Source organism: Leptospira barantonii, assembly GCF_002811925.1.
GTDB classification, from domain to species: Bacteria; Spirochaetota; Leptospiria; order Leptospirales; family Leptospiraceae; genus Leptospira; species Leptospira barantonii.
In genome coordinates this window covers 37,885-62,708 of the sequence record NZ_NPDS01000006.1, presented here as the reverse complement: position 1 = coordinate 62,708, position 24,824 = coordinate 37,885, and the positions used below count along the sequence as shown (strand labels likewise).

At 45.8% G+C, this 24,824-nt stretch carries 23 protein-coding genes; 7 read left to right on the top strand and 16 right to left on the bottom strand.

What is annotated here, in order from left to right; all coding sequences use genetic code 11:
- Positions 1 to 5 precede the first annotated feature (5 nt).
- The 9 genes from flhA to asd form a co-directional block, all read right to left on the bottom strand.
- Positions 6 to 2,129: a flagellar biosynthesis protein FlhA gene (flhA, locus tag CH367_RS13765; protein WP_100763084.1), complete on the bottom strand. Its 2,124-nt coding sequence runs from the start codon at positions 2,127 to 2,129 to the stop codon at positions 6 to 8.
- A 9-nt stretch (positions 2,130 to 2,138) separates the two neighbouring features.
- Positions 2,139 to 3,347 (bottom strand): EscU/YscU/HrcU family type III secretion system export apparatus switch protein, encoded by a 1,209-nt coding sequence (locus CH367_RS13760; RefSeq protein ID WP_100763316.1) that lies wholly within the window; start codon positions 3,345 to 3,347, stop codon positions 2,139 to 2,141.
- A 95-nt stretch (positions 3,348 to 3,442) separates the two neighbouring features.
- Positions 3,443 to 4,222, bottom strand: coding sequence for a flagellar biosynthetic protein FliR (fliR, locus tag CH367_RS13755; protein WP_100763083.1), 780 nt, complete (start codon positions 4,220 to 4,222; stop codon positions 3,443 to 3,445).
- A gap of 6 nt (positions 4,223 to 4,228) precedes the next feature.
- Positions 4,229 to 4,492: a flagellar biosynthesis protein FliQ gene (gene fliQ, locus CH367_RS13750; protein WP_010574483.1), complete on the bottom strand. Its 264-nt coding sequence runs from the start codon at positions 4,490 to 4,492 to the stop codon at positions 4,229 to 4,231.
- Positions 4,489 to 5,286 carry a flagellar type III secretion system pore protein FliP gene (gene fliP / locus CH367_RS13745; protein WP_208862003.1) on the bottom strand — a complete coding sequence of 266 codons (798 nt, stop codon included), beginning with the start codon at positions 5,284 to 5,286 and terminating at the stop codon, positions 4,489 to 4,491. The genes fliQ and fliP overlap by 4 nt, the downstream gene beginning before the upstream one ends.
- A gap of 39 nt (positions 5,287 to 5,325) precedes the next feature.
- Positions 5,326 to 6,141 carry a flagellar biosynthetic protein FliO gene (fliO, locus tag CH367_RS13740; protein ID WP_100763314.1) on the bottom strand — a complete coding sequence of 272 codons (816 nt, stop codon included), beginning with the start codon at positions 6,139 to 6,141 and terminating at the stop codon, positions 5,326 to 5,328.
- A 2-nt stretch (positions 6,142 to 6,143) separates the two neighbouring features.
- Entirely contained in the window at positions 6,144 to 7,208 is a 1,065-nt protein-coding gene (gene fliN / locus CH367_RS13735; RefSeq protein WP_100763082.1) for a flagellar motor switch protein FliN, read from the bottom strand.
- A gap of 267 nt (positions 7,209 to 7,475) precedes the next feature.
- Entirely contained in the window at positions 7,476 to 7,805 is a 330-nt protein-coding gene (locus CH367_RS13730) for a DUF971 domain-containing protein (protein WP_100763081.1), read from the bottom strand.
- The gene (gene asd / locus CH367_RS13725; protein WP_100763080.1) at positions 7,802 to 10,033 is read right to left on the bottom strand and encodes an archaetidylserine decarboxylase; all 2,232 of its coding nucleotides are present in this window, start codon (positions 10,031 to 10,033) and stop codon (positions 7,802 to 7,804) included. The genes CH367_RS13730 and asd overlap by 4 nt, the downstream gene beginning before the upstream one ends.
- A 63-nt stretch (positions 10,034 to 10,096) precedes the next feature.
- On the opposite strand from asd, the gene CH367_RS13720 reads away from it, so the two are divergent.
- On the top strand, positions 10,097 to 10,978 hold the full coding sequence (locus tag CH367_RS13720; protein WP_100763079.1) for an LIC_11366 family protein: 882 nt from the start codon (positions 10,097 to 10,099) through the stop codon (positions 10,976 to 10,978).
- Here CH367_RS13720 and CH367_RS13715 read toward each other — a convergent pair.
- The 3 genes from CH367_RS13715 to CH367_RS13705 form a co-directional block, all read right to left on the bottom strand.
- Positions 10,975 to 13,101, bottom strand: coding sequence for a 7TM diverse intracellular signaling domain-containing protein (locus tag CH367_RS13715; protein ID WP_100763313.1), 2,127 nt, complete (start codon positions 13,099 to 13,101; stop codon positions 10,975 to 10,977). The genes CH367_RS13720 and CH367_RS13715 overlap by 4 nt on opposite strands.
- 80 nt (positions 13,102 to 13,181) lie before the next feature.
- The gene (locus tag CH367_RS13710; RefSeq protein WP_100763078.1) at positions 13,182 to 14,378 is read right to left on the bottom strand and encodes a sterol desaturase family protein; all 1,197 of its coding nucleotides are present in this window, start codon (positions 14,376 to 14,378) and stop codon (positions 13,182 to 13,184) included.
- Between the two features lie 6 nt (positions 14,379 to 14,384).
- Positions 14,385 to 15,170: an SDR family NAD(P)-dependent oxidoreductase gene (locus CH367_RS13705; protein WP_100763077.1), complete on the bottom strand. Its 786-nt coding sequence runs from the start codon at positions 15,168 to 15,170 to the stop codon at positions 14,385 to 14,387.
- Between the two features lie 175 nt (positions 15,171 to 15,345).
- Between CH367_RS13705 and CH367_RS13700 the strand changes: the two genes are divergently transcribed.
- Together CH367_RS13700 and CH367_RS13695 are read left to right on the top strand one after the other, a co-directional pair.
- Complete coding sequence (locus CH367_RS13700) at positions 15,346 to 16,011, top strand: glutathione S-transferase (protein ID WP_100763076.1); 666 nt, start codon at positions 15,346 to 15,348, stop codon at positions 16,009 to 16,011.
- Positions 16,012 to 16,087: 76 nt separating this feature from the next.
- On the top strand, positions 16,088 to 16,324 hold the full coding sequence (locus CH367_RS13695) for a hypothetical protein (RefSeq protein WP_100763075.1): 237 nt from the start codon (positions 16,088 to 16,090) through the stop codon (positions 16,322 to 16,324).
- A 10-nt stretch (positions 16,325 to 16,334) separates the two neighbouring features.
- On the opposite strand, the gene CH367_RS13690 is transcribed toward CH367_RS13695, so the two are convergent.
- Positions 16,335 to 18,290, bottom strand: coding sequence for a M3 family metallopeptidase (locus CH367_RS13690; RefSeq protein ID WP_100763074.1), 1,956 nt, complete (start codon positions 18,288 to 18,290; stop codon positions 16,335 to 16,337).
- On the opposite strand from CH367_RS13690, the gene lsa23 reads away from it, so the two are divergent.
- A complete protein-coding gene (gene lsa23 / locus CH367_RS13685; protein WP_100763073.1) occupies positions 18,274 to 18,993 on the top strand; it encodes a surface adhesion protein Lsa23 in 720 nt (239 codons plus the stop codon). The two genes, CH367_RS13690 and lsa23, sit on opposite strands and share 17 nt — an antisense overlap.
- 121 nt (positions 18,994 to 19,114) lie before the next feature.
- Positions 19,115 to 20,293, top strand: a complete 1,179-nt coding sequence (locus CH367_RS13680; protein WP_100763312.1) for a MaoC family dehydratase — start codon at positions 19,115 to 19,117, stop codon at positions 20,291 to 20,293.
- Positions 20,294 to 20,557: 264 nt separating this feature from the next.
- Here the strand turns inward: CH367_RS13680 and CH367_RS13675 are convergent, their stop codons facing one another.
- Positions 20,558 to 21,157: a TetR/AcrR family transcriptional regulator gene (locus tag CH367_RS13675; protein ID WP_244284579.1), complete on the bottom strand. Its 600-nt coding sequence runs from the start codon at positions 21,155 to 21,157 to the stop codon at positions 20,558 to 20,560.
- Between the two features lie 121 nt (positions 21,158 to 21,278).
- Between CH367_RS13675 and CH367_RS13670 the strand changes: the two genes are divergently transcribed.
- Together CH367_RS13670 and CH367_RS13665 are read left to right on the top strand one after the other, a co-directional pair.
- The gene (locus CH367_RS13670; protein WP_100763071.1) at positions 21,279 to 22,061 is read left to right on the top strand and encodes a crotonase/enoyl-CoA hydratase family protein; all 783 of its coding nucleotides are present in this window, start codon (positions 21,279 to 21,281) and stop codon (positions 22,059 to 22,061) included.
- Between the two features lie 37 nt (positions 22,062 to 22,098).
- On the top strand, positions 22,099 to 23,127 hold the full coding sequence (locus tag CH367_RS13665; RefSeq protein ID WP_100763070.1) for a zinc-dependent alcohol dehydrogenase: 1,029 nt from the start codon (positions 22,099 to 22,101) through the stop codon (positions 23,125 to 23,127).
- A gap of 295 nt (positions 23,128 to 23,422) precedes the next feature.
- On the opposite strand, the gene CH367_RS13660 is transcribed toward CH367_RS13665, so the two are convergent.
- Together CH367_RS13660 and CH367_RS13655 are read right to left on the bottom strand one after the other, a co-directional pair.
- On the bottom strand, positions 23,423 to 23,743 hold the full coding sequence (locus CH367_RS13660) for an ATP-dependent Clp protease adaptor ClpS (protein WP_100763069.1): 321 nt from the start codon (positions 23,741 to 23,743) through the stop codon (positions 23,423 to 23,425).
- 116 nt (positions 23,744 to 23,859) lie between these two features.
- Positions 23,860 to 24,822: a transketolase family protein gene (locus CH367_RS13655; protein WP_100763068.1), complete on the bottom strand. Its 963-nt coding sequence runs from the start codon at positions 24,820 to 24,822 to the stop codon at positions 23,860 to 23,862.
- Positions 24,823 to 24,824 lie beyond the last annotated feature (2 nt).

Below are 24,824 nucleotides of genomic sequence, written 5' to 3'. Positions count from 1 at the left end.
ATATTTCATGCTTCTTCCCCGACTCCCGCAGTCGCGGTCTGTGTCTGAGGAAGTTTGAGTTCGGCTTCGATCACCGAATCTACGGAAGAATGAATCTCCTCGTAAGCGAGAACCCCGAAGTTACGCGGAGGAAATTCTTTTGCGAGAAGATACGAGAACGGCAGACGCACTTCCCGGTTCACGACAAAGATAGGAAACTTTCCTTCCGTTCTAAAATTGCGATAGAGTTCGGCCACGCTGTCGATGAGCCTTCTGTAAAAATCGGGCGGTAAAGAAAGAACGTCCCGATTTTCGATTCGATCCTGAGCGATCGACTTGTTGAGTCGGTCGAGAATTCTACTTTCGAGCGTTATGACTCGGAGCTTACCGTCCATGGAAAGATAATCGCGAACGACGGTTCTGGAGATCGACTGACGCACAAGTTCCGTGAGAATGTACGGGTTCTGATACTTTTGAAGATTGTTCGCGATCGATTCCAAAATAGGAACGAGGTTTCTAATTCCCAAACCTTCTCGTAGAAGATTTTGAAGAACCTGTTGAATGATTCCCAAGTTGCCGGGTTTGTCCGCGTCGAGTTCTCCGATAAGAGTCGGATAACTCGCCTTGTAATGATCCAGAAGTTTTTTAACTTCTTCCCTTCCGAGCAAGGTGGACGCGTGTGTGGCGAGAAGTTCTTTCAAGTGTGTGACGACGACCGTGGAAGCGTCGACGACCGTATAACCTTTCGCTTCCGCTTCGGACTTGTCCTCGGAAGAAATCCACTTCGCCTTTTGACCGAAGGAAGGTTCGAGGAAATCCTCTCCTTGAATCGCTTCCGCAGTTCCCGGGCTCGTGTTGAGCGCCATGAGCTTATCCGGCTTCACGGTAGAGGCCCCGACTTCGGTTCCGTTGATCTTGATCGAATACGTATCCGGATTTAGATCAAGATTGTCTAATATTCTCACTGGAGGAATGACAACCCCGTTGTCCTGAGCAAACTTCTTACGCAGGTTGCTGATCTGATCCAGAAGCGCCCCACCTTGGGAAGCGTCGACTAACGGAATGAGATGATAACCGACTTCGATTTCGATCGGATCAGTTCTGAGTTCTTCGTAAAAATCCTTGGGCTTGCGATCTTGACCGGATTCTTTTTCCTTTTTCTCGATCGACTCGAGTTGTTCTTTGACGGTCTGTTCCAGAGAATATCCGAGATAAGCGATTCCCGCGGAAAGAAGAACGAGTGGAATAAACGGAAGCCCCGGAATGAAAGCGGCAAAACCCAAACTTCCCGCAACGACATAGAGCACCTTAGAATTGCTGAAGAGTTGGCTCTTGAACTGAGTCGCGAGATCCGATTCGGAACCGGAACGTGTAACGATGATACCCGTTGCAACCGTAGTCAAAAGCGCCGGGATTTGCGAAACGAGTCCGTCCCCGATGGTGAACTTACCGTAGGTTTCAATGGCCTGAGAAAAAGATTCTCCCCGAATCGAAGCACCGATCACGATCCCGCCTAACAGGTTTATGGCGGTGATGATGAGCCCCGCTCGAACGTCCCCTTGAACGAACTTACTCGCTCCATCCATGGAACCGTAAAAGTCGACTTCGGCTTCGATCTTCTTTCTTCTTTTTTTGGCTTCTTCCTCGTTGATGTTTCCGGAGGAAAGTTCCATATCAATGGCCATCTGCTTGCCGGGTAAGGCATCCAATGTGAATCGAGCCGCAACTTCCGAGATCCGAGTCGCACCCTTTGTGATCACCAAGACCTGCACCAAAACGAGGATGATGAAGATGATAAATCCGACCACATACTTGGAAAGACCGGACTCGCTTCCGATGATAAACGAACCGAAAGCATCGATGACGTGGCTATTGATCGCGGGGCCCTTGGAAAGAATTTGTCTCGTGGTCGAAACGTTGAGTGCGAGTCGATACAAAGTAGTGATCAACAACAAACTCGGAAAGATCGAAAAGTCGGCGGGTTCGTTGACCGAAAGAGCGGTTAAAAGAACGAGAAGCCCGATCGCCAAACTTACAATAATCAAAATATCTAATATAAATCCGGGTAAAGGAATGACGAGCATAGCGACGATCGCCACGGCCCCGACTCCCAAAATAATGTCTGACTGATTCCACCACTTCTTTTCCATAGTTTCCTCTTACACGGCTCTCCGGAAAGATTCCAAACGAGAGAGAATCGTCGCGATCGCGCGATAGAATTGTTGAGGAACTTCCGCGCCGAGTTCCACTTCCTCGTAAAGGCCTCTCGCTTGAAGACGGTCTTCCACTGTGGGAACCCCGTTCTCTCTTGCGATTCTGATAATCAATAATGCGAAATCGTCCACACCCTTTGCGATCACGATCGGAGCCTTGTGAATTCCGGGTTTGTATTCGAGTGCGACCGCGAAGTGCGTCGGGTTTGTGATCACCACGTCGGCTTCGGGAACCTTCGCGAGCATCTTGCGTTTGTTCATCATGTCGCGCGCGAGTTGCCTTCTCCTTGCTTGGAGAGAACGGTCCCCGTCGGATTCCTTCGCTTCTCTCTTCGCTTCGGAAGGAGTCATTTTTAAGGATTCTTCATATTCGTATCTTTGATACAGATAATCCACGATGCTGATCGCGAGAAGAATGATTCCCACGAACAAAAAGATTTTGAACGAACTGCTCATCACAAGAGCGACCGCTTGTTCGAGTCCCATTTCTCCCGAAAGAAGAATCGGAAAAAAATCCTTACTGATGATGATGTAGGAAACCCAACCGATAAGAGCCACCTTCGCGAGAGACTTACCGAGGTTAAAGAGCGTCTGACGTGTCGGCAGGACCTTCTTGAAGTTGGGCTGAATTCTACTGAAATTAAAACTGAGCGCCCTCGGTGCAAAGATAAATCCAACTTGAGCTACGTTTCCGATCACCGCGCCGACGAGTGTGATTCCGAGCAAGGGCCACAAAAGAGTGAAAAGATCCGTGGACGCCGTTTTCAAAAGTTCGGTCACAGATTCGGGACTGATATCGGTTCTTTGTCCCACGCCGTGGATGTATTTGCGAAGAATGTAAAACGTTCTCATGAAAAAATATTCTCCCATGAGATACACGAGAATCACTCCCGCGAGCAAGACGACTGCGGCCGGAAGTTCCGGAGATTTAGGAACGTTTCCTTTTTCTCTTTCTTCCCTTCTTCTTCGTTCGGACCCTGGTTCGGTTCGGCCTTCGTCTTCCGCCGCGAAAAGTTGGAGATCGATCCTGAAATCGACCGCGTTAGACGCAATCGCAAGCTCATTTGTCGGAGGTACGACAAGTTGAGGGGGAAAAAATTCGAGTTGCTGAAAGAAGCCCTTTGTGATAGTGAAAAATTTCCCGATCCTTCCCACCACCTCACCCCACCACCCTAAGTGTGGGTGGGGCACGCTTTGATTCACGGAGTTCGTCGGAACTACTACAATTTTTTCGGACCGATTCTTCCCTTTCATTTCGGCCACTCCTGAAGCATGAGATTGACCTTATCAAAAGAAAGATCAAAGGCCGCTCCCATCTGAGAAATCAAATACGGAGTGATAAAGATCATCACGATCAAGCCGATGCTCACCTTGATCGGAAAGGATAACTGCAAAATATTGAGCTGTGGCGCGGCCTTCCCCATAAGCGCCTCGGAGACCGTGACAAGAAGAATGATTCCGAGAACGGGAAGAGACAACTTGAACGCGACGAGAAACATCGCACCCACCGCATCTTCCATCGCCTTATAGATTCCGTTTTGAATTTCCGGCGTAAAACGAAGAACCTGAATCTTTTCAAAAGAATACGCAAGACTTTCGAACATGATTCGATAGGCGCCTAACGTAAGAAAAAGCAACATACCCAAAAGATTTTTAAGAGTGCTGATTACGGGTAAACTGGTCTGAGTCACAGGATCCAAAATTTCCGCATAACCGAAACCGAGCTGGACGTTGAAAAATTCTCCGGCCATCTGAAAGGAGGCAAAGATCAAACTGATCAAAAAACCGAGAAGCATTCCGATCAAGGCTTCGGCAATCACGACAAGTCCGTAACTCCCCATATCTCCAGGAACGGGAGGCAAAAAGCCCGCAGTGACCGGAAAGAGAATCACCGCAACCAAAAAGGAAAAAATCATTTTTTGGGGAACGCTGATCGAAGGATACGAAAAGATGGGCGCAACGGACAAAAGTCCCATCAATCTCGAAAGGATCAGCAGAAACACTTGAAAATGATTGATAAAGTATTCCATAATATTCTAAAACTTCTCGATCATCAAAAACAGATTCCGCGTATAATCCGTCATCGTTTGGATCATCCACGAGGAAAAGATCACGATCACGATAAAAATCGCGACCAACTTGGGAACAAACGCGATCGTAGGCTCCTGAATCGAAGTTGTGGTTTGCAAAATTCCTATGATAAGCCCCACGACAAGAGCCGTTAAAAGAATCGGTGACGAAATTTTCAAAGTGATATAAAGAGCGTCCCGGATCAAAGTCATCGCGTCGAGTTCCGTCATTTATAACTCCTTACGAGTTCGTAAACGATCAGATTCCATCCGTCCACGAGAACAAATAGAATCAACTTAAACGGCAAACTGACCATAACCGGAGGCAACATCATAAGACCCATGGAAAGAAGAGCGGAAGCGACCACGAGATCGATGACGATAAAAGGAATGAAGATGATGATCCCTATCCAAAAGGCCTTTTTGATTTCGCTTAACATAAACGCGGGAATCAAAACATAGGAAGGAACGTCGTCGAAGGATTCCACCTTTTCGACCTTTCCGATTTTTAAAAATAATGCGACGTCCTTTGCGCCCGAGGTTCCGATCTGACGCATCATAAATTCTCGGATGGGAACCATTCCCTTTTCGAAAAACGCGTTCGTATCGATCTTACCTTCGAGATACGGAGTTAAGGCCCGTTCGTTCACGGTGTTCAATGTCGGCGCCATGATAAAGAAGGTCATAAAAAGCGCGAGTCCCATCATCACCTGGTTCGGTGGAAGGTTTTGAATCGAAAGAGCCCTTCTCACAAAGTCCAAAACGATTACGATCTTCGTGAAAGAAGTTAAGGACATCACGATCGCGGGCGCTAAGGAAAGAATGGTGACCAGAAAGAGAACCATCAAAGACAAACTGGTTTCTCTCGGACTCTTCGCCTCGTTTACGTTGATGTTTAGGTTCGGAATCGGAATCCGAGTTCCCGAAGATTGCGCTTCCAAAGAAAAGAATGAGGAACCCAAAGACAAACCTGCGGCTAGCAAGAGTATCCAGGTTATGTTCTTTATAAATTTTTTATGTCTCATTCTCACTTGAAAAACAATCCTTTCTAATTCCTTAACAGGCTATCTCAAATCGAAAAGCCCGCTTTCGAGCGAGCTTGTTTTTTCTTTGAGTTCATCCAACTTCTTGCGGGCCTGCCTTCGTTTTTCTTCCCGATTAGCCCCGCCCTTCTCGCCCGTATCCGGCGGACCCTCTTGGGTTCCGGAAATCCGAGAATTCAAGTCCTTGATTTGCTCGAGGACCGTTACTAAAAATCCGCCTTCGGGCGGTTGAAAGCTTTCTTTCTTCTGAAGAATTCTGTGTTTTACTTCCGGATCTTCGATCTCCGTAATCAGATTGATCCCGTTGTCCGCGACTCCGAGAACCAACAGTTTTCCCGAAATCTCCACGATCTGGAGTTGTTTGTTCTGCCCGAGCATCAGACTCGAAAGAACGTTCATCTCGCCTCGAACCGGAAGTCTTCCTTCCCGATTCTTAGATACGTATTTTAGAATATAATAAAGTGCCGCACAAAGAAGTCCTAATATAAAAACGACTCGAAACAGGGTTCCTGCGATACCGGGCCCCTCGTCGCTCGGACGGTATCTTTCCTCAACCGGGTTCGGTGCGGTTTGGGTTTCCGATGCGGGAGTTTTTGCGCCCGCATTTCCGGTCGTGCCGGAGGTCGAGGAAGAATCGGTCTTCTTTTCTCCCGAATCCGAACTTTTCTTTTCGTCCTTGGAGGAAGGAGATTGACCCAATTCTTTTTTGAGGGCCTCGTCCATAAGCTCCCTTTCGGATTGAGCCGATAGGGAAACAAAAGCAATATTGAATATAAGAAATATCGCAAGAACGGATGAGAAAACTTTCCCGTCCGCCGCTCGGAAGGCCCCGAAAATTTTCACTTGCCCTCCGGCTTGATCCGATCGGTGGGGCTTACGATATCCGTTACGCGCACACCAAAGTTTTCGTCGATGACCACAACCTCGCCCTTGGCGATCAGCTTTCCGTTTACCAAAAGATCGACCGGTTCACCCGCGAGTTTATCCAACTCGATGATAGAACCTTCTCCCAAACCCAGAATGTCCTTGATATACATTTTGGTTCTTCCGAGTTCCACCGTGACGCTCATCTGAACGTCCATGAGAAGGTTTAAGTTCGGAGTGTTGGAAGCGCCGCTCGCGGTTCCCAGATTCGGGAACGCAACGGACTTAACGGACATGGAACCTGCGGACATTCCCATTCCGCCCATGCCCCCCATTCCCATTCCGCCCATATCTCCCCCCGCACTTCCGGAACGACGATACAGGTTTAAAAGATCGGCGGCCGTAGAAAGGGAGAGTAAGAATTGAACTCTAAAAGAAGGAATACTTTCGATCGTAAGATTGAAAAATACACGAACGATACTTTCTCCATCCGGCAAAACCAAGGCCGCTGGAGAAGTTACGTTTCTTGTTTCGGAAGGAGATCCGTTGACCCCGCCCCCGGTTTTGGTGCTGATCTGAGAAATCAAAGCTCCCATTACTGGCGTAAGAGAATCGCGAAGAGTTTGCATCTGCGCCTCGTCCAATTCTCCCGAATCAAAACCGCCCATCATGGAGTTGGCGATCTTTACCGCGTTTTCCGCGGACATGGCGAGAACCACTCTACCGTTTACGCTTCCGGATAACGTGGAATACAAAAGAAAAGAACCCGACTTGAGTTCGGATTCGATATCCTTACGAGATTTGGATTCTACGTTCGGATTTAAGAATGCGGAGGATCGGGAAAGAACGGCGCCTAACGTGTTCCCGGCGACTTGAAAACAGGAAGCTAAAAGATCCGACAGGATATCCCGGTCCACGGGTGACATCCCCGGAACGTCTTTTTGCGCGGCCGCAGATGCTACCGCCCCCGGATCAAACGAATCGCTCGCTCCGGCTAATAATGCGTCTATCTCTTCCTGTGAAAGGGAACCTTCGCCCATTTTGGGAACTCTCCCGGGAATTTTAGTTAATGGGACATAAGAAAAGAGTTTTTGTCACTTCATTTTTTTCTTCCCAACTTGATTCCACCCAATTTTCGGGGTAAAACAACCTTTTTTCGGAAAAAAACCAAAAGATCGCCGACCGATGAACGATTCAGGACAAAATTCAACGGATCTTGATTGAAACTTGTCCTTTAACATTAGAAATGTATGAGTTCCCACAATCGATCTTCGTATTTCGCAAGACTTCGACCAACTCCAAAAAATCTAAAGAGTCAGATCGCCACCCAAACCATCCGCGAGCATTCGAAGTGCGTCGAAGGAATAAATTCCCGTGATATGATTGTCGCTCCAAACGGGATTGATCGCATATCTTCCGACTTTATTGATCGAATAGAGTTGGATCGATTGGATTCCACCCGTGGTAGTTCCTACTTTTCCTCCGTGTCCGCCCTTGCATACGACGCACGGACAACGTTTTCTGAGATCGAGAAGTTCGAACGTGGACGTAACTCCGTCCTTCCAGGTGATTTTTAGATGATTCTCATCAAAATCAATTTGGTCGGGAGTGGTCGCCTTTAAACTGAGTTGGGTCATTTCGGAAGATTGCACTTCTTTGCTAAAAACTTACCGATCGTTGTCCCGTAGAGGATCTTCTCGTTTACCGACAACGTATCGAACTGAAAGGTATCTTTTTCCATTAAAAGAATCACGGTCGAACCCATCTCAAAACGACCGAGTTCGGCGCCCTTGTCGATCATGATCGAAACGTCCTTGTATTCGACCGTCCTTGCGGTTCGGATGAGTGTGTTCGTAACGATCCTGTTGTCGTAAGTCACACGAATTCTCCCGACATTCGATGCCCCGACCTTGATGACCGCGACCTTTCCGTATTCGGTTTGCAGATACGTAATCAATCTTTCGTTCTTCGGAAACAGTCCTCGAATCCCGAAAACCGCGAGTTCGTTCACCGGAAATAATTTTCCGGGCTCGTAGTAATAACCTAAAATTTTTCCATACGCGGGAGAATGAATTCTATGATAATCCTGAGGAGAAAGATAGAAGGTGATGTATTTCCCGTTCGTAAAATCGTCGATGAACTTGGAAGCGCCTCCTCCCAAAAGTTCCTTGAGATTGTAATCCACACCCTTCGCTTGAATGATGATTCTTTGGTTGATATCTCCGTAACCGGTGATCTTTGCGTCGACGGGAGAAACCATTTCGTTGTCCGCGGAGTCGATGATTCTCGCTTCCGCCTTTAAGGCTCTTGTAAAGAATGCGTTGAGAGAATTGTATTCTTGGATTTCGAGTTCCGCTTCGTCGACGTTGATCTTGTAAGCCCTTGCGAACGCCTTCAAAATCGGAATCAAAAGAAAACGAGGAAGTCTGGAAGAAGCCAAAAGTCCGAACAGTCTCGAAAGTAAATTCTTAGGAACGACGGAAAGAACGAGAAGATAAAAATCCTTCAAGACTTCGTATCTCGCTCCGCTTTCGGTTAAGAATCGTTTGAGTTCGGTTCTTGCTATCTTTTCCAAAAGAACCAAAGAAATCAAAACCGGAACCGCTGTGATGATCGATAGAGAATATCCGAGTCCGAACGCTTCGAAAAGAATTTGTTCTCCGTTCTTTACGTAAAGATAAGCGACCGCGAGAATGGTGATCAAGAAGAGCATTCTGAAAAAGTTCGCAAACTTTTCACCGAAGACGTAGAGAGCGTTTTGTTCTCCCGTATAGAACCAACCCGTAATCGAAACCACTCCCAACAACAAAAACGAACCGAAGAACGCGAGGTTTACGGGATTGGTGCTTCCTTGGAAGAGAGCGTTTACGAACAACATCTGTTCTTCCATCTTAAACGCTCCGTAAGAAGAAAGAGCGTAGATCACAAGAGTCGATACGATAAATCCTTCGAAGAAGGTGGCAAGCATACTTACCAAACCTTGTTTCGCAGGGAAATCGGTTCTTACGACGCCGGACAAACCCGCGCTTTTTCCGATTCCGGTTTCCGTGGAAACGAAAAAGATTCCCGAGGCCATGCTGTAAGTTCGAGCGAGAACAAAACTTCCACCCGCAACCGCGGTCAAGGGTTGAAACGCTTCCTGAAACGAAAGCCAGAGAAAGTCCTTAAAGTTCATTAAAGAATTCTTAAATAAGAAAAAATAACCCGCAAAAAATAACAAGATCGCGATCGGAGCCAGATACGCGGAAATTTTTCCCACCCTTCTCACCCCGCCTAACACGATGAATACGAGAACCACCGCCAACAAAAACGGAACCGTCATCCCGGTCACGTCGAACGCACGATTCGCGATATGAGTTACATACAACATCGGAACCGCTCCGCCCATCACAAGAACAGTCAAAAGTCCGGCGATCGCAAAACTCACCGCGAGCCATCTCGCTTTGAGAGCGCTTTCGATAAAATACATTGGACCGGAAAGATATCTCCCCGATGCGGTTTTGGTTCTAAAACGAATCGCAAGCGTGGAAGAAACAAACCGAAGAGGCATGATAAAAAAGGAAGAGATCCAAATCCAAAATAAAACCCCTGGTCCTCCGATCATCAAGGCCAGAGCCGAACCGATCACCGCTCCCGGAACGAGAGAGGACGCGGTTCCCGAAAAGAACGCCTGAGAATGAACGAGTCTTCCCCGGGAACCCTTGTAGTCCATGTTGCCCGAGAAAATTTTTACGGCAAGAAAGAGGAACCTAATCTGGGGAAACCGGAGTCTGAAGGTCAGATAGATCCCGATAAAACTCAGGAAGTAAAAGAAGGGTTTGAGTAAATCCCAATCGAAAAATTGAAAAAAATGAAATTGCAACATGGCCCACCCGATCGAAACGAAAATCCGCTTTTTTTGGAAGTCCTTGCTAGAAATCCTGTAATTATGAGGGCTACCAGCAAAATTTTCGGGATCTCATTCTGTGTTATACTTTTTTTCCCATTCTTCCCTTTTCCAGAATCAGAATTGAAGGCTGAGGGAGAACTTCCCAAAACCAAGGCGCATTCCACAAAACCGGCGCTGGAAATCCCCACCGAGGAAGAACTCTACTGGGAACTCGGCCTCAGGGCCGGAATCGGCTATAAGGGGGAAGACAGACTCAATTCTTTCCTTCGGGGTTTTACGGATACGTATGATCCTCGGGTCGCATCCAAAACCAAACTCAATCCACCAAGCAATGTGTCTCAGGGAGAATTGTTTCTCCGTAGAAAGATCAGCTCCGAAAGCCGGGTCGGTTTTATAGGCGGTTATAGAGAATGGCAGAAGTTCGGATTGAAACAGGTTTCTTCCGAGCCGTTTTATACCGATCTCAGTTTTAAACTTTCGAACCCCTATTTTCTTTTGATGTATTGGTATGAATGGAATTACAAACGCTGGATCTTCCAAGGTGGTCTCGGCGTCGGGATGTCTCAGGTGTATTGGGACTCCAAGGGTTACGCGACCTCGGGAAGAGAAACCTTTCGTCAGGAAGGTTCTTTAACCGGAACCGGAATCGAGTTTCGTTTGGAAGGAACTGTCAACCGAAGAATCACCGAGTCCACAAGTCTTCAACTGGGAGTCGCGCTTTCTTGGATCAACATTCCTTCTTTGACCGGAACGTTCAACGGACAAACGGCGAGTTTTTATCTGAGAGAAGACGGACGTGTTACTCCTCTTACGGAATCCACGAATCAAACCGCGATCTTAGTCACGAATCAATTCTCGCGTAAATTGGAATTTCAGGTTTTGACGACCACCTTGTTTCTCGGAGTCGCTCAAAAGTTTTAAACGTCGAAAGAAGTTTTTTCCCGTTTATATCGAAGCGGTTTTTTGAGATATTTAATGAGAAGAACTCGGTTTCCTTTTTCGTTAAACCGAACTATATCAAAAACACGACGAGTCATCACGATTCCTCTTCCGTGGGTCAAACTTGTTTCGTTCAACTTTTCGATGTCTAAGTTTAGAATTTTCTTATAATCGAAACCTTCCCCCTCGTCGGTGATGAGAAATCCGATCCTTCTCGCGTTTAAGGAATACGAAACCTTTACGGTTCTATAGTTGTAGAAAGTTTCTTTCTGACGTTCTTGTATGAATTCGAGATAACGTCCTTGGTTCAACGCTTCGGTCTTTTCGTCAAAACTGATCGCGAGATTTCCGTGTTCTATGGAATTGATTACGATCTCCCGAATACAGGTTCGGATCGCGATCACGATTTCGGTTCCCACAAAACTCGAAAGATTCACCGTAAGAAGCCTGCTCAAAAGATCCGCGTTTCGAAGATAATTGTTCAAAGTGAAGTGCATGGATTCGCTTACGATGAACTTGGAAAGAATGTCCTCGTTCAATTCATAAGCCTTTCCTAATATACCTTTACGGTCCCCGAGATCCAAAAGTTGAAGACGAACCCGGATCTGTCTCGGTTCCAAGACGAACTTCTGCCTGAATTCAACCGCGAACTCGGAACTTTTTCCTCTTTTTAAAAGTTCTTCGATCTTATCCCGCGCCAAAATTTTTGCGTAGGACGCGTCTCCACCCGTGGGAACAAAGATGAGATCCAAAAAATCCCAGCCGATCACTTCTTCCGGATCGAAACCGAGCAGTCTTCCGAGGGATTTATTCGCGTTTCGGATCTTTCCGTTCGTATCCATCGTGAACAGAAATTCTTCCGATTCTTCGAATAGATTCTTAAATCGTTTTTCGGAACGTTCCGCTACGAGTTTTGTGCTTCCGAGTTCCTTGATCTTCGAGGACAAAACCCGAGACAAAACCTTCACTCGATCCGCAAGACCGATTCCCATAAAAACGACGTGAAACAAGGAAGAGATTTCTATGATCCATAGACGCAGACTCCAATCCTTCATCCATTCGCTTTGCAGGAATAAAAACAAAACCGCTCCCGAAAGTAAAACCGCCCAAGCAGAAAGGAAGTAGAACGCGCTCCCTTGATTCCAGGCAATACTTCTAATACCGTTGATAAAAAGAAGAATCACAAAACCGAAAGACAAAATCAAACCGATCCAGATTCCGAAACGTTCGGGAATCAAAAGGGAACTGAGCGCGAAAAACAACAACAGAAATTGATAATATTTGAATATTCGAAAGGAAAATCTCGATCGATTCTCCAAATCCAGATAAACCGTTACAAAAAGGGACATCAACGAAAGAGAAACCATCAAAAAGAACGGAACGCTCGAATTGGTCCAAAGAACCGCGTTCGGCCATAGAATCTGAAAGCCGAATCCTTCCAAAACGAATTGAAAGAACGAAAAGCCCGAGATATAAAGCGCGAAGTAGAGATAATTCCATTCTTTCGTATATGCGTATAAAAGAAGATTATAAAGCGCTAATATGAGCATCGAACCGAAAAACAATCCGAACAAAAACTGCTCGAAGATCACTTTTTGATAAAACCCCAGGGCGGAATAATAACGAAGCGAAAGTTGGATTCTGGAATCGGATTTGATTTTTAGATATACGGACTTGTTCGTTTTGGCAAGACCGACCGAAGGAAACGCGGGATTTCGATATTGAATCGGACGAACCCCGAACGGAAGAACGTCCCCCGCCCTGTAAAACGGGGATTCTCCCTTTTTTAAATCGTAGTATTCGACAAGGTCGACGTCCGGGAAACGGTATTCCACGATCCAACGGATCGGTTTATCGGAAGAATTCTCCACGTTCAAACGAACCCAAACGGAAGCATTCGTATATCCTAATGAATGAATATTCGAAGAATTGAACTTACCCGTTTCGGCCAATGTTCGAATTTCGGCAAAGCTCAAATTGCCCGTAAAATCCTCGTAGTATTCGTAGGAATCCTCGAATCCCGAAGAAGAATCGTCCAAGTTTACGAGATCGATTCCGAACACGGGCCAGGTCAAAAGATAAAGACAAAGCGCCAATGCCCGGATTGTTTTTTTTTGTTTCAACACGACTTGCCGATCCCGTTCCAGGTCATGATTTCAAATTCTTCTTTCGTTACAACTCGGGTTCAGACGAAAAATAGAATCCAGAAAAGAATCGCCCCTCCGAACAAAAGCAAACCGTGTTGTATTTTTCCCAAAGGACCTCCGTCCAAAACGATTCCCGCATGTCTGAATCCGTAAAAGACGTATAAGATCGTGGGAAGAATTTTCCAAAGCTCCAGAGTCCCCGATTTAAAATATCGTACGAGCGCAAGGGAAACGATTGTAAAGAAAAGAAATTCTAAAACTCCCAAAACGGTTCTTTGTTTGGATACGACCGGATCGAACTTCAGATAATTTTTTCGATCGATTTCCTCCGGAAGAAGAGACGGTCCGATGCTCGAAGGTCTCCAGCCCGGTGGTTTTAGAAGAATCAGAATCTTTTCCTTAAAACTTTTTGTCTTTTGCATCAAGGAAAGAATTTCCTCATACACATGAAAGTTCGTATAAACCGGATCGAATGTCGTCACGGGTTTTGTTAATCCGTAAATCGGCTCCTCTTCTTCCCTGGAAAACGAACCGAAGATCCGATCCCAAAAGATAAGGATTCCCCCGTGATTTTTATCGATGTATTTCGGATCTCTTCCGTGATGTACTCGATGATGCGCGGGTGTCACGAGAATTTCTTCCAAAAAACCGAGTTTGCCGATCAATCTTGTGTGCACCCAGAATTGATAGATCTTGAGAATTCCGTGCGCGAGTAAAAACGCCTGCCAAGGAACCCCGCAGAACGCGATCGAAAGGTTGAACCCGTATTCGAAAATTCTTTGGAAGCTGGATTGACGCAAGGCAACGGAAAGATTGAATTCTTCGCTGGAATGGTGCGTAACGTGGCAGGCCCAGAGAAAGTTGATTTCGTGCGTGGCTCTATGAAACCAATAATAGACGAAGTCCACAGCCAAAAACACGAACAACCAACCGGCCAGACTTTTATAGTCCGCGTGCCAACCCACGTGGTCGGCCCAGATCGGAATCCTCAAGGGAATTTCGGGAACATTAAAAAGAGTCTGCAAAGAATAGAATATTCTAAATTTTTCATATACCCAAAGAGAGCCGATCGTTACGAGGACCCCAGTCAATGAAAATAGGATTCCGGTACTTAGATCCGCGACCGTATCGTTCCATCGATATACTTTTTTACCGGAAACTCGGGAGTAAAAAACCTCGAGTCCGATCAGAACTATAAAAAACGGAACCGCTAAATCGATGATGGAGCCTTGCATTCTTTCTTAACCGTTTTGATTCAAAAACTTGGCGATCTTTCGGATGATAAATCGCGGTGTGATTCGTACGCTTTGCGCGAGAATCTTGTTCAAAATTCCGGAGACAACGACGGGCCTTCCTTTCTTCAAAGCGTTGTATCCGATTTCCGCGACTTCCTTTGCGCTCATGATCGGAGCCATCGGGTTGTTGAGAAGTTTCGACTTCGTGATTTCGGCTCTTTCAAAAAATTCGGTTTTGGTCGGCCCGGGACAAAGTGTGGTTACGGTTACACCGTCCTTATAAACGTCCTCGTGAATCGCTTCCGATAAGGAAAGAACGTAAGCCTTTGTCGCATAATAATTGGCCATGTTCGGTCCGGGTTGAAACGCCGCGGTGGACGCGACGTTCAAAATCTTTCCATTCTTCCGTTCCACCATACCTTGCAGAAATAGATGTGTCAACTCGGTCAAAGAGGTTACGTTGACTTGGATCATATCGAGTTCTTTTTTGAGTTCCATTCTATCGAATCTTCCGCTGGTTCCAAAACCCGCGTTGTTCACGAGAATCTCGACGACCGCTTTTGATTTTTTTGCGAAGTCGAAAATTTTCTTGGGCGCCTTCGGATCCGCTAGATCCGCGGAAAGAATGTCCACCTTTACCTTGTTCGAAGTTTCGATTTCCTTCTTCACTTTTTTCAAAGTCTTTTCGTTTCTCGCCACAAGTATAAGATCGTATCCGTCTGCCGCGATGAGTTTACTGAGTTCGTATCCGATGCCGACCGTTCCGCCGGTGATGATTGCCGTTTTTGCCATTTGAGAATTCCTTTGACGGTCGAAAATATTCTCTGGAAAAAAAGGAGAAAGACTTTTTTGAAAGGAATTTCAGAAGAGCGAACCGTTTTCCGAATCAATCAAAAAGTATTCTTTGGAATTATAACAAGGCAAAAAACACTTTCCCAAAGACCCGAGCCGATTAGGATTCCTCCTCATGATCAAATTGCACGGCGCAAGCATCAGCAACTACGTAAACAAAGTAAAACTAGGGATCTTAGAGAAGGGATTGGAATACGAACAACTCAGGGTAGCGCCTTCTCAAGAGGAAGAATTTTTAAAGATCAGTCCGATGGGAAAAATTCCCGTGTTGGAAATCGACGGGAAGTTTCTCTTCGAGTCCGGAGCTATTTTAGAATTCTTAGATACGATTTATCCGCAGGAACCGAAACTGATTCCGGAAGAACCCTGGGAGGCCGCAAGGGTCCGAGAGATCACTACGATCATAGAAATCTATCTGGACATTCCCGCGAGAAGAGTTTATTTACCCGCGTCGAGAGGAAAGGAAGTTTCACCCGAACTCGTGGAAGAGATACATCCGATTTTAGTCAAAGGAGTAAAGGCATTACAAAGAGTCGCGAAGTTTTCTCCATACATCGCAGGAGAAACGTTTACGATGGCGGATTGTTCCGGCTTTGCGAATTTATCCGTGATCGACGAGGAGCTCCGAATATTTTATCCGAACAATCATCCCTTGGACCAACTCAAAGGTTGGAAAGAATACTTCGAATTTATGAAATCCAAACAAGGGCCGGCCTTGGTGGAAAAGGAAAAACAAACTCTGAAAAAAATCATCGCAAGAGCGAAGGTGAAAGTCGAATGAACGACTGAAATTCTTAACCGGCCTTCCAAAATTGATTTGACTCTCCCGGTACGGGAAATAGCCTGCTCTGGTCTTTATGGAACCAGAAAAAGTAATTTCGATCCCGATCCGGGAACTTCCCCATCTTAAAGTTCTCTTGGCCGGCTGGTATAATTTTCTAAAAGAAAGTTACGATCAAAAAGTGATCAACCAGAACGAATTCAAAGACGCACTTCGTAGCAACGTCGTTTACAATATCGACCAAGATCAAGTGGAAGTGCTTTTGGCGGGAAAGGAATCTCTGCTTCAAAATTTCAGAAAAAGCCTTTCCTAGGTTTCAAAAATTAAGCCGCGTTTTTCAAACCGTAAAGTTTAAGAAGGGAACCGACTTCCGGATCTCTTCCTAAAAATCTTTTGAAAAGAACCATCGCATTTTCGCTTCCGCCCTTTTCCAAAATCTCGCTGAAATACGCATCGCTCAAAGTAGGATCAAAAACTCCACGATCGACAAACGCGAAGAATGCGTCCGCGCTCATCACTTCCGCCCATTTGTAACTGTAATAACCCGCGGCGTAACCCCCGGAAAAGATATGGGAGAATCCGTTTTGAAAACGATTGTATTCCGGAGGAATCACCACCGAAACTTCCTTGCGAACATTCTGAAGAATCGAATGCACCTCTTCTTCCGTATGATTTTTTTCGTGGATGAGAATGTCAAAAAGAGAAAACTCGAGTTGTCTTACGATTCCCATAGCGGAAAGAAAATTCTTCGTCTCGTTGAGTTTGGCGATCATAGAATCCGGAATGGTTTCTCCGGTTATATGATGTTTTCCGAATATTTTAAGAACGCTCGGAGTATATGCGAAATTCTCCAGAAACTGGGAAGGGAATTCTACAGCGTCCCATTCCACGCCGTTGATTCCGCTGACGGGAGGTTCTTCGATCTTCGTACAAAGATGATGGAGCGCGTGACCCATCTCGTGAAAAAACGTAACCACGTCGCTGTGTTTTAAAAGAGAGGGAGAATCCTTCGTCGAAATCGGAAAGTTGCAGACTACAAACGCGGTCGGATGGACTTCCTTACCCGCGATTCGATTTCTGGAATACCAGTTGTGCATCCAAGCCCCACCCTGTTTGTCCTTACGCGCTTCGAGATCTAGATACAAACGGGAAAGAAGTTTTCCGTCCTTATAGAGGTCGTAAACCTGAACCTTTTCTTCCCAAATCTGCGCCGTAGTTTTTCTGAATTCCAAACCCAAAAGTTCATTCAAAAATTGGAATGTACCCGAAACCACCTTCTCCTTCTCGAAATAAGGACGGGTTTGTTCCTCGTCGAAATCGAATCTCGATTTCATCAACTTCTCGCTTACGAACGCGGTGTCATAGGCCTGCAGAGAATCGATTGAAAGAGTTTTTGCGAAAGTAGAAAGATCCAAAAATTCTTTTTCGGCGATCGGCTTTGCTTGTTTTGCAAGATCTCTTAAAAAATTCAAAACCGTTTTACCGGAATCCGCGACCTTGGTGGCAAGGGAAAGTTCGACATAGTTCGAATAACCGAGAAGTTTCGCCAGTTCGTTTCGAAGCGCGAGAATTTCCTCGATCAACTTTCCGTTCTGCGGCGCCTTTGTGGTATAAGCCTTATATAACGTTTCTCGAATGGAACGATTCGGACCGTGGGTCATGTATGCGATATAACTCGGCATCTGAAGAGTAAAACGATATTTGCCTTCCGGCGTTTTCGCGGAATTCAGATCGGATTCCGGAATTCCTTCCACGTCCTCTTTGTTGTCTAAAATGAGTTCGAACGAATTCGTCGCGTCCAAAAGATTTTGGGAGAATTGATTGTCCACGTCCGCCAAACGGATCTGAATCTCTTGGATTCTTTTTTTGATCCGAGGATCCAAACCGATCCCGCTGAGTTTAAACTGTAGAATGGAATCCTTAAGAACTTTTTTCTTCGGAACGTCTAAAACCGCTTCTTCGTTCTTTAGGATTTCCTGATATACCGAATTGAGTTCCTCGTTCTGACCGAGATCGGAATAAAAAGCGGTGATCTCGGGAAGGACTTCCGTATAAAGCGCCTGAATTTCCTTTGAATTCATCACGCTGTTCAAATGAGAAAGGACCGTATAGTCTACCTGCATTTCCTGAACAAGATCGTTCAATGGACGTATGACGTTCTCGTACGTTCTTTCCTTTTTGGAAAGAAGGATCGGAAGTTCCTTTCGAATCGTTTTGATCTTTTCTAAGATCGAATCCTTGGTATGCTCTGGAGAGTCCGCTTTGAATTCTGGTAACATCACCGTCAATTTCCTTCTTCCCTTCGAAACTTCATCCACTTTTTCCGGTTTGACTACGGACCTCCGCGTATTAAAACACGGATCTATGTTCGATTCTAAATTGCTCCGATTCGGGTTTACCATTCTCCTGTTCACCGCTTGTTCTTCGGCAAAAAATGAACTCCCCACATTCTCGCAAAATTTGGAATGTACGAAGGAAGAAATTCCGCTCTGGATTCAACCGGCCGACGACATCAACGCGGGGAACGATTTGGAAATCATTTATTGCAACCAAAGGGAAACTCCGAACGGAAAACGCATAGAACTCAGTCTCGTGTTTCGGGATGAAAGACATCCTTCGTTTTGGAAGGACGCGGTGTATAGAATCTATCGAGGTTTTAAATACGGAAGACACAAGGACATAGAAAGTCTTCGTTTGCAATTTTCAAAAACGGGAGAATTGTCCACGGTTCATCTCAAGAACGTCTACTCGGGCGATCAAATATTCTCGCAAGATCCGGTGCAACATTTCGATTCCGTTCTAAAGGCGGATCAATTGACGAAAGAGGAAAAGAAACCGGTTCTTTATATCAACACTTGGAATCATATGTTTTCCGAGAAGGATCAGAATCCGGCGCTTTCCAAAAAGAAGTTGGACAACGTAGAACTCCGGACCGGAAGCAGAGAGGAACTCGACGCGTTTTACGGCGGATCTCAAAACTGAACAAATCGCTTGAAGGCAACTCAAGCGTCTCGGTCCCTACGGGTTGCGCGACAAGAAAAAACTTTTCCTTTAAATGACGGACAAAACACTGGAAAAAACCGAAAACACCAAGAGGCCTTATATGACTAAAGTTCCAAACAAACCTTTTGCGGAGCTGGCTCCAAGCACTGCAGTTTCCAAAGATCAGGTAAAACGGAATATTTACGGAAGATATCTGGAAGAATTCACGGAAGGGGAAATTTTCGAACACCCGAGAGAGATCACGATCGACAGAGCATTCGCTCAGGAATTCGCAACCACGTTTATGGACGCGAACCCTCTCTTCTTATCTTCCGCTTATGCGCAAGCGCACGGCTTTCAAGACATGCTGGTTTCTTCTCTGCAAGTTTTTAACATCGCTCTTTCACTCGGAGTTCAGAACGATTCCGAAAAGGCGCTCGCAAACTTAGGCTATTACAACGTTCAATTTTTAAAACCGGTTTATCCCGGAGATACTCTTTCCGCTAAAACAAAAATTCTCAAAGTGGACGACAAAGGTCCGGACAAACCGGGAATCGTAAGCGTTCGTACGATCTGTTTAAACCAAAAGAAAGAATTGGTTCTTCAATACGAAAGAAAGATCATGATCTATCAATCCAACGGAAAACCGAAAGGAAACCCGAAGCCGGTCGTTAAGGAAGCATTTTTTCCCGAAACGGACGCGCCCGTGATCGAACTTCCTTCTCTTAAATTTCCAACCGAGTTTAAGTCCGCGACTTGGTCCGATACGTATTTTGAAAATTTCAAACCGGGTCAGATTTACATCCACCAAAACGGAAGAACGATCACAGACGAACATTTCCCTTGGACATATAGAGTCGGAAACACACACCCACTTCACTATGACAAACTTTATTCTGCGGGTATATCCGGTCCAATGGGCGGAGAACCTGTCGTTTATGGCGGTCTCGTATTCGCGTGGTTATGCGGAATGGCTTCCAGAGACATCACCGAAAACATGATCTGGGATCTCGGATTCACCGAAGGATATCACACCCAACCTTCTTTCAGCGGAGACACCGTGACTGCGATCACTCGAGTGATTTCTGTGGAAGATCGCGGAAACGATTTCGGAATTCCTGCGGGAGCGGTTCATCTTCAGATCATCGGTCTGAAAAACATCAAGGCGAACGACGCGTTTGATAAATTCGGCGAAGATCTTTTCTTAAAGGAAAACGATAAGAAAAAACTCGGTAAGGAAAAACTTCCGGAGAAAATTTTCGAAATCGAAAGAAAGATTCTCGTTAAGAAAAAAGGTTAATTCCTAAAGAGGTCTCACGGATCGTACATGCGATAAATTGCATGTGTTCGAAACGAAGAGCGCGTTCGTTTATTAAAAATACGAGCGCGTCCGATCCGACCAAAAAACCGAAACGCTTCCGGTAAAACGGAGGCGTTTTTTATTTTGTCGAGGTGCGGAATGTAAAAATTCTGTTTTTTGAATGTACGAATTCCGCTTTGTCAATGTGAAATTCAAAACTTGTTCCGACAAACGATCACAAAAAAAGAATCGACGAAATCGAAATTATTTTCTTTTTCCACCGAGCGTTTCGATCATCTCCCCTTCGAGTTCGAGAAAGTAATCGGTTTTACCGGTGATTCTAAAAAGTTGAGAACTCCCTTGAAACAATTTGAGAATTTTCCGAGAAGCCGCAAGCGCGTTCAAAGAAGAATCCAAATGTCCTTTTTTCTTTTCAGATTCGAAATAAGATTCAAAAATTTGAATCCATCCGTGCAGAATTTTATCCGCTACGATTTCGAAGTCCTCGTTTTTTTCCTCGACGCTGTTTAAGAAACGGGCGATCGGACAACCGATAAACTTACCGCTTTTCACTTGTTTTAAAAGGACGGACGTCCATGTATGAATGAATTCTTTCCAAGAAGGGGAACGTTCCATCATTCTTTGCAGACCGTTTTCAAAATTCTCCCCTTGGAGTTTTAAATATTCCAAAGCGATTTCTTCCTTTGATTGAAAGTAACGATAAAAACTGGCCTTATGTGTGCCCGAATCCGCGATCAACTGATTCGTGGAAGTTCCCGAATAACCCCTGCGATAAAAAAGATCCAAGGCCGAAGTCATCAGGCGATCATAGGGATTGGTTTGTTTGTCGAGATTCGGAGCCACTCTAAGAATCAGAATCCACAGGCCCGAAAAAAGTTCAACAAAAACTAAAAAAATGATAGACTATTAAGTCTATCTAGATCTTTTAAAAGATAGACCAAATAGTCTATCAAGGAAATCGACCATGTCCGAACTCATACTCACCGAAAAAAAAGGCCGAATTCTCCATATCATCATCAATCGCCCCGAAGAAAGAAACGCGTTCAACGTAGAAATGCTCTACGCATTGAGCGGCGCCTACGACCAAATGGAAGCCGATCCGGAAGTTCGAGTCGGTCTCGTATACGCAAACGGCAAACACTTTACCCTCGGCTTAGAATTGAACAACATCGTCGATTTCTTAAAAAAGGAAAAAAGATTCCCTCTTCCTCAAGATGGAATCAATCCTTGGGGAACTTTCGGAAAAAGGAGAACCAAACCCGTGGTCGTCGCGCTTCACGGAATGTGCATCACTCTCGGAATCGAACTCGCGCTCGCGAGCGATATTCGAATCGCGGCCAAACGCACCGTCTTCGCGCAGATGGAAGTCCAGCGAGGAATTTTTCCGTTCGCGGGAGGAACCATGCGCTGGCCCTCTCAATGCGGTTGGGGAAACGCTATGAAATACATTCTTACTGGAGAACCTTTCGAAGCCGACGAAGCTCTCAGAATCGGACTCGTGCAGGAAGTTGTTGAAAAAAGCGATCTCATTTCCAGAGGAATCCAACTCGCGGAAAAGATCGCGGCGCAGGCCCCGCTCGGAGTACGCGCAACGTTAAAATCCGCCTTGGAATCCGTCGCCTACGGAGAATCAAAAGCCGCCGAAAATCTTTTTCCTCAACTTTTGGAACTCATGGAAACGGAGGACGCGGAAGAAGGTTTGAAATCCTTTTTGGAAAAACGCACCGCAGTATTTCATGGAAAATGAATATTCTAAATTTTAAATATATTCAGAAAGGTCAGTTATGAAACGAATCGTATTCAAAAAAAGAAACGTTCTGGAATGGGAAGAAGTTCCCGAACCCAAAATCCAAGGTCAAAACCAGGCCATCGTAAAACCGCTCGCAGTTTCCCGTTGCGATTTGGATCTTCCGATCGTAAAGGGTTACACTTTGTTTCGTCCCGGAATTCCGATCGGCCACGAATTCGTGGGAGAAATCGAGGAAACGAGTCCCGAGATCGCAAACGAATATCCGAAAGGAACCAAGGTGATCATTCCGTTTCAGATTTCCTGCGGACTTTGTCCGGATTGTATGGGAGGTCGTTCCAAGGCATGCACTTCCATTCCTTACGCGAGTCATTACGGAATGGGATCTTCCGCAAAAGAATTCGGCGGCGCCTTATCCGAAAAAATTTGGATTCCGTTCGCGAAACAGATGTTAATCCCTATGCCTTCTTCCCTGGATGCGATCGCTCTTGCTTCGATCAGCGACAATATCGTCGAGGCTTGGAAACTGATCGGAAAGTGGCTGGAGAAAAAACCGAATTCTCCCGCGATGATTTTGGGTGGAGCGGCTTCCAGCATCGGTTTGTATTCCGCGTCACTCGCGGTCGGAATGGGCGCATCCGAGGTTCTTTATCTGGATGACGATCCGGAAAGATTGAAGATTGCGGAGAATTTAGGAGCCACTGCGGTTCCCTACACGGTTCTTCCCAAGGCCTGGGACAAAAAATTTCCTTTGATCGCCGATTGCCACGGTTTGAAGGAAGGGATGGATTTTTCGTTTAAGTCGCTCTCCACCGAAGGAATCTACGGAACCGCATCTATATTCTGGAGTAATAAATTAGAAATTCCTTATTTAGATTTATACAACACGGGTGCAACTCTTAAGATCGGGCGCGTGGATTCGAGGGAACATATCCCGCAGATCCTAAACAAGATCGTGGAGAAAAAGATAGAACCCGAAAAGATAGTCACCAAAACCTGCTCGTTCGAGGAAGCGTTGGACGCCTGGGTCGAACCGGCGATCAAGTTGGTCGTTAAGATGAATTGAATTTTGATCCTATCCTTAGATCGATCTCAACTGTGCGAACCGTGGTAAAACATGGTTCGCGGTTTTTTCCCTCTCGCATTCATTCAAGGAACATTTTACCCAATTTAGGGACCGTAACCGGTCCCGTTTTTTTTGTCGGAGGTACGACAAGTTGCTAACGACGATTTGTACTTTACAAAAGTTGAATTTTCTGATATAGGAAATTCGTCCGGAATTCTTCCCGCCACCCACCCCTCCACCCTAAACGCGGGTGGGGCCAGCGACTTCTACAAAATCGTCGGAGCTACGACGAGTCTCATTTTTCTAGAGTGGCGCTCATGGAACCTTTCGAGTTGGACATTCTCGGATCGGCTCCATAGGTAAGAATTCTTTCCTGAACGTGTTCCGCGTGTTCGAATTCTCCCGAAAAGACGACCGTCTTTTTTTCCTGATCTACTTGCACCGCGTGTAAGAACGCTTTCTCCACGGACATCGTGCAGATTTCCATCAACATTTCGATTACGTATTCGTAAGTGTGTTCGTTATCGTCCCAAAGAACCACTCTCCAGGGTCCTCCGGTTGATTTTGTGGATTCCTCGGTAATCTCGTTTAAGTCAGGAGTTTGTGTGCTCGCCATCTTGTCTTACCAGGAAATTTGAATCGGGAATTTCTTTCCAAGCGGATCTTTCGCGAAAACCTTTTCTCATAAAAGAGAAAAGATTATGCGAAATTTTAGATCCGTTTTCAAGAATTTTATTTTTTGAGGGCGATCGCCTTCTTTGCGGTTTCCACTATATTCTTAGAACGAAGACCGAAATAATCCAAAAGTTCTTTCCAAGTTCCGGATTTTCCGAACTGATCCTTCATTCCCACTTTCAGAACGTGAACCGGATATTCTTCCGAAAGAAACTCGCTGACAGCAGAACCGAGACCGCCGATCACGTTGTGTTCCTCACAAGTAACAACGGCCTTACATTCTTTCGCGTATTTGAGAATCGCATCCTTGTCGATCGGTTTGATCGTCGCCATGTTCAAAAGGGTGGCGTTGATTCCTTCTTTGGATAATTCCTCGACCGCTTTCATCGCTTCGTTTACGAGAACTCCGTTCGCAATCACAAGAACGTCCTTACCTTCTCGCATCACTTCCGCTTTACCGATCGTAAACTTGTAGTTTTCTCTTTCGATTACGGGAACGTTCGGACGACCCACACGCACGTAAACCGGACCTTTGTAATCCGCGATCGCGTGAATGATCTGTTTGCATTCGTTGTAATCCGAAGGACAGATCACGGTCATCTCAGGGATAGCCCTCATGATCGCAAAGTCTTCGATACATTGGTGAGAAGCTCCGTCCTCGCCGACGGTAACTCCGCCGTGTGACGCCACAAGTTTTACGTTTAAAAACGGATAAACGACGCTGTTACGAACCACTTCCCAAGCTCTTCCCGAAAGAAACATCGCAAAGGAAGAAGCGAACGGAACCAAACCGGAAAGAGCCAAACCGGCCGCGTGACCGACTAAGTTCTGTTCGGCGACGCCTACGTTGAAAAAACGTTCCGGAAATGCTTTCGCAAACTTATTGGTTTTTGTGGAACCGGAAAGATCCGCGTCCAAAACCACTACGTCCGGACGGGAAGCTCCCAGTTCATGCAGTGCGTCCCCGTATCCGTCACGAGTCGCCTTTTCGGTTGCAGTTGATGTGCTTGGAGCTCCCATTC

Excerpts from the sequence above, each read along its gene's own strand:
- fliR (WP_100763083.1), bottom strand. The coding sequence starts at position 4,222 with ATGGAATACTTTATCAATCATTTTCAAGTGTTTCTGCTGATCCTTTCG.
- fliP (WP_208862003.1), bottom strand. The coding sequence starts at position 5,286 with ATGAGACATAAAAAATTTATAAAGAACATAACCTGGATACTCTTGCTA.
- flhA (WP_100763084.1), bottom strand. The coding sequence starts at position 2,129 with ATGGAAAAGAAGTGGTGGAATCAGTCAGACATTATTTTGGGAGTCGGG.
- CH367_RS13710 (WP_100763078.1), bottom strand. The coding sequence starts at position 14,378 with ATGCAAGGCTCCATCATCGATTTAGCGGTTCCGTTTTTTATAGTTCTG.
- CH367_RS13730 (WP_100763081.1), bottom strand. The coding sequence starts at position 7,805 with ATGACCCAACTCAGTTTAAAGGCGACCACTCCCGACCAAATTGATTTT.
- CH367_RS13695 (WP_100763075.1), top strand. The coding sequence starts at position 16,088 with ATGGAACCAGAAAAAGTAATTTCGATCCCGATCCGGGAACTTCCCCAT.
- fliN (WP_100763082.1), bottom strand. The coding sequence starts at position 7,208 with ATGGGCGAAGGTTCCCTTTCACAGGAAGAGATAGACGCATTATTAGCC.
- CH367_RS13670 (WP_100763071.1), top strand. The coding sequence starts at position 21,279 with ATGTCCGAACTCATACTCACCGAAAAAAAAGGCCGAATTCTCCATATC.
- asd (WP_100763080.1), bottom strand. The coding sequence starts at position 10,033 with ATGTTGCAATTTCATTTTTTTCAATTTTTCGATTGGGATTTACTCAAA.
- CH367_RS13665 (WP_100763070.1), top strand. The coding sequence starts at position 22,099 with ATGAAACGAATCGTATTCAAAAAAAGAAACGTTCTGGAATGGGAAGAA.
- fliQ (WP_010574483.1), bottom strand. The coding sequence starts at position 4,492 with ATGACGGAACTCGACGCGATGACTTTGATCCGGGACGCTCTTTATATC.
- CH367_RS13705 (WP_100763077.1), bottom strand. The coding sequence starts at position 15,170 with ATGGCAAAAACGGCAATCATCACCGGCGGAACGGTCGGCATCGGATAC.
- CH367_RS13690 (WP_100763074.1), bottom strand. The coding sequence starts at position 18,290 with ATGTTACCAGAATTCAAAGCGGACTCTCCAGAGCATACCAAGGATTCG.
- CH367_RS13680 (WP_100763312.1), top strand. The coding sequence starts at position 19,115 with ATGACTAAAGTTCCAAACAAACCTTTTGCGGAGCTGGCTCCAAGCACT.
- CH367_RS13700 (WP_100763076.1), top strand. The coding sequence starts at position 15,346 with ATGATCAAATTGCACGGCGCAAGCATCAGCAACTACGTAAACAAAGTA.
- CH367_RS13720 (WP_100763079.1), top strand. The coding sequence starts at position 10,097 with ATGAGGGCTACCAGCAAAATTTTCGGGATCTCATTCTGTGTTATACTT.
- CH367_RS13655 (WP_100763068.1), bottom strand. The coding sequence starts at position 24,822 with ATGGGAGCTCCAAGCACATCAACTGCAACCGAAAAGGCGACTCGTGAC.
- CH367_RS13660 (WP_100763069.1), bottom strand. The coding sequence starts at position 23,743 with ATGGCGAGCACACAAACTCCTGACTTAAACGAGATTACCGAGGAATCC.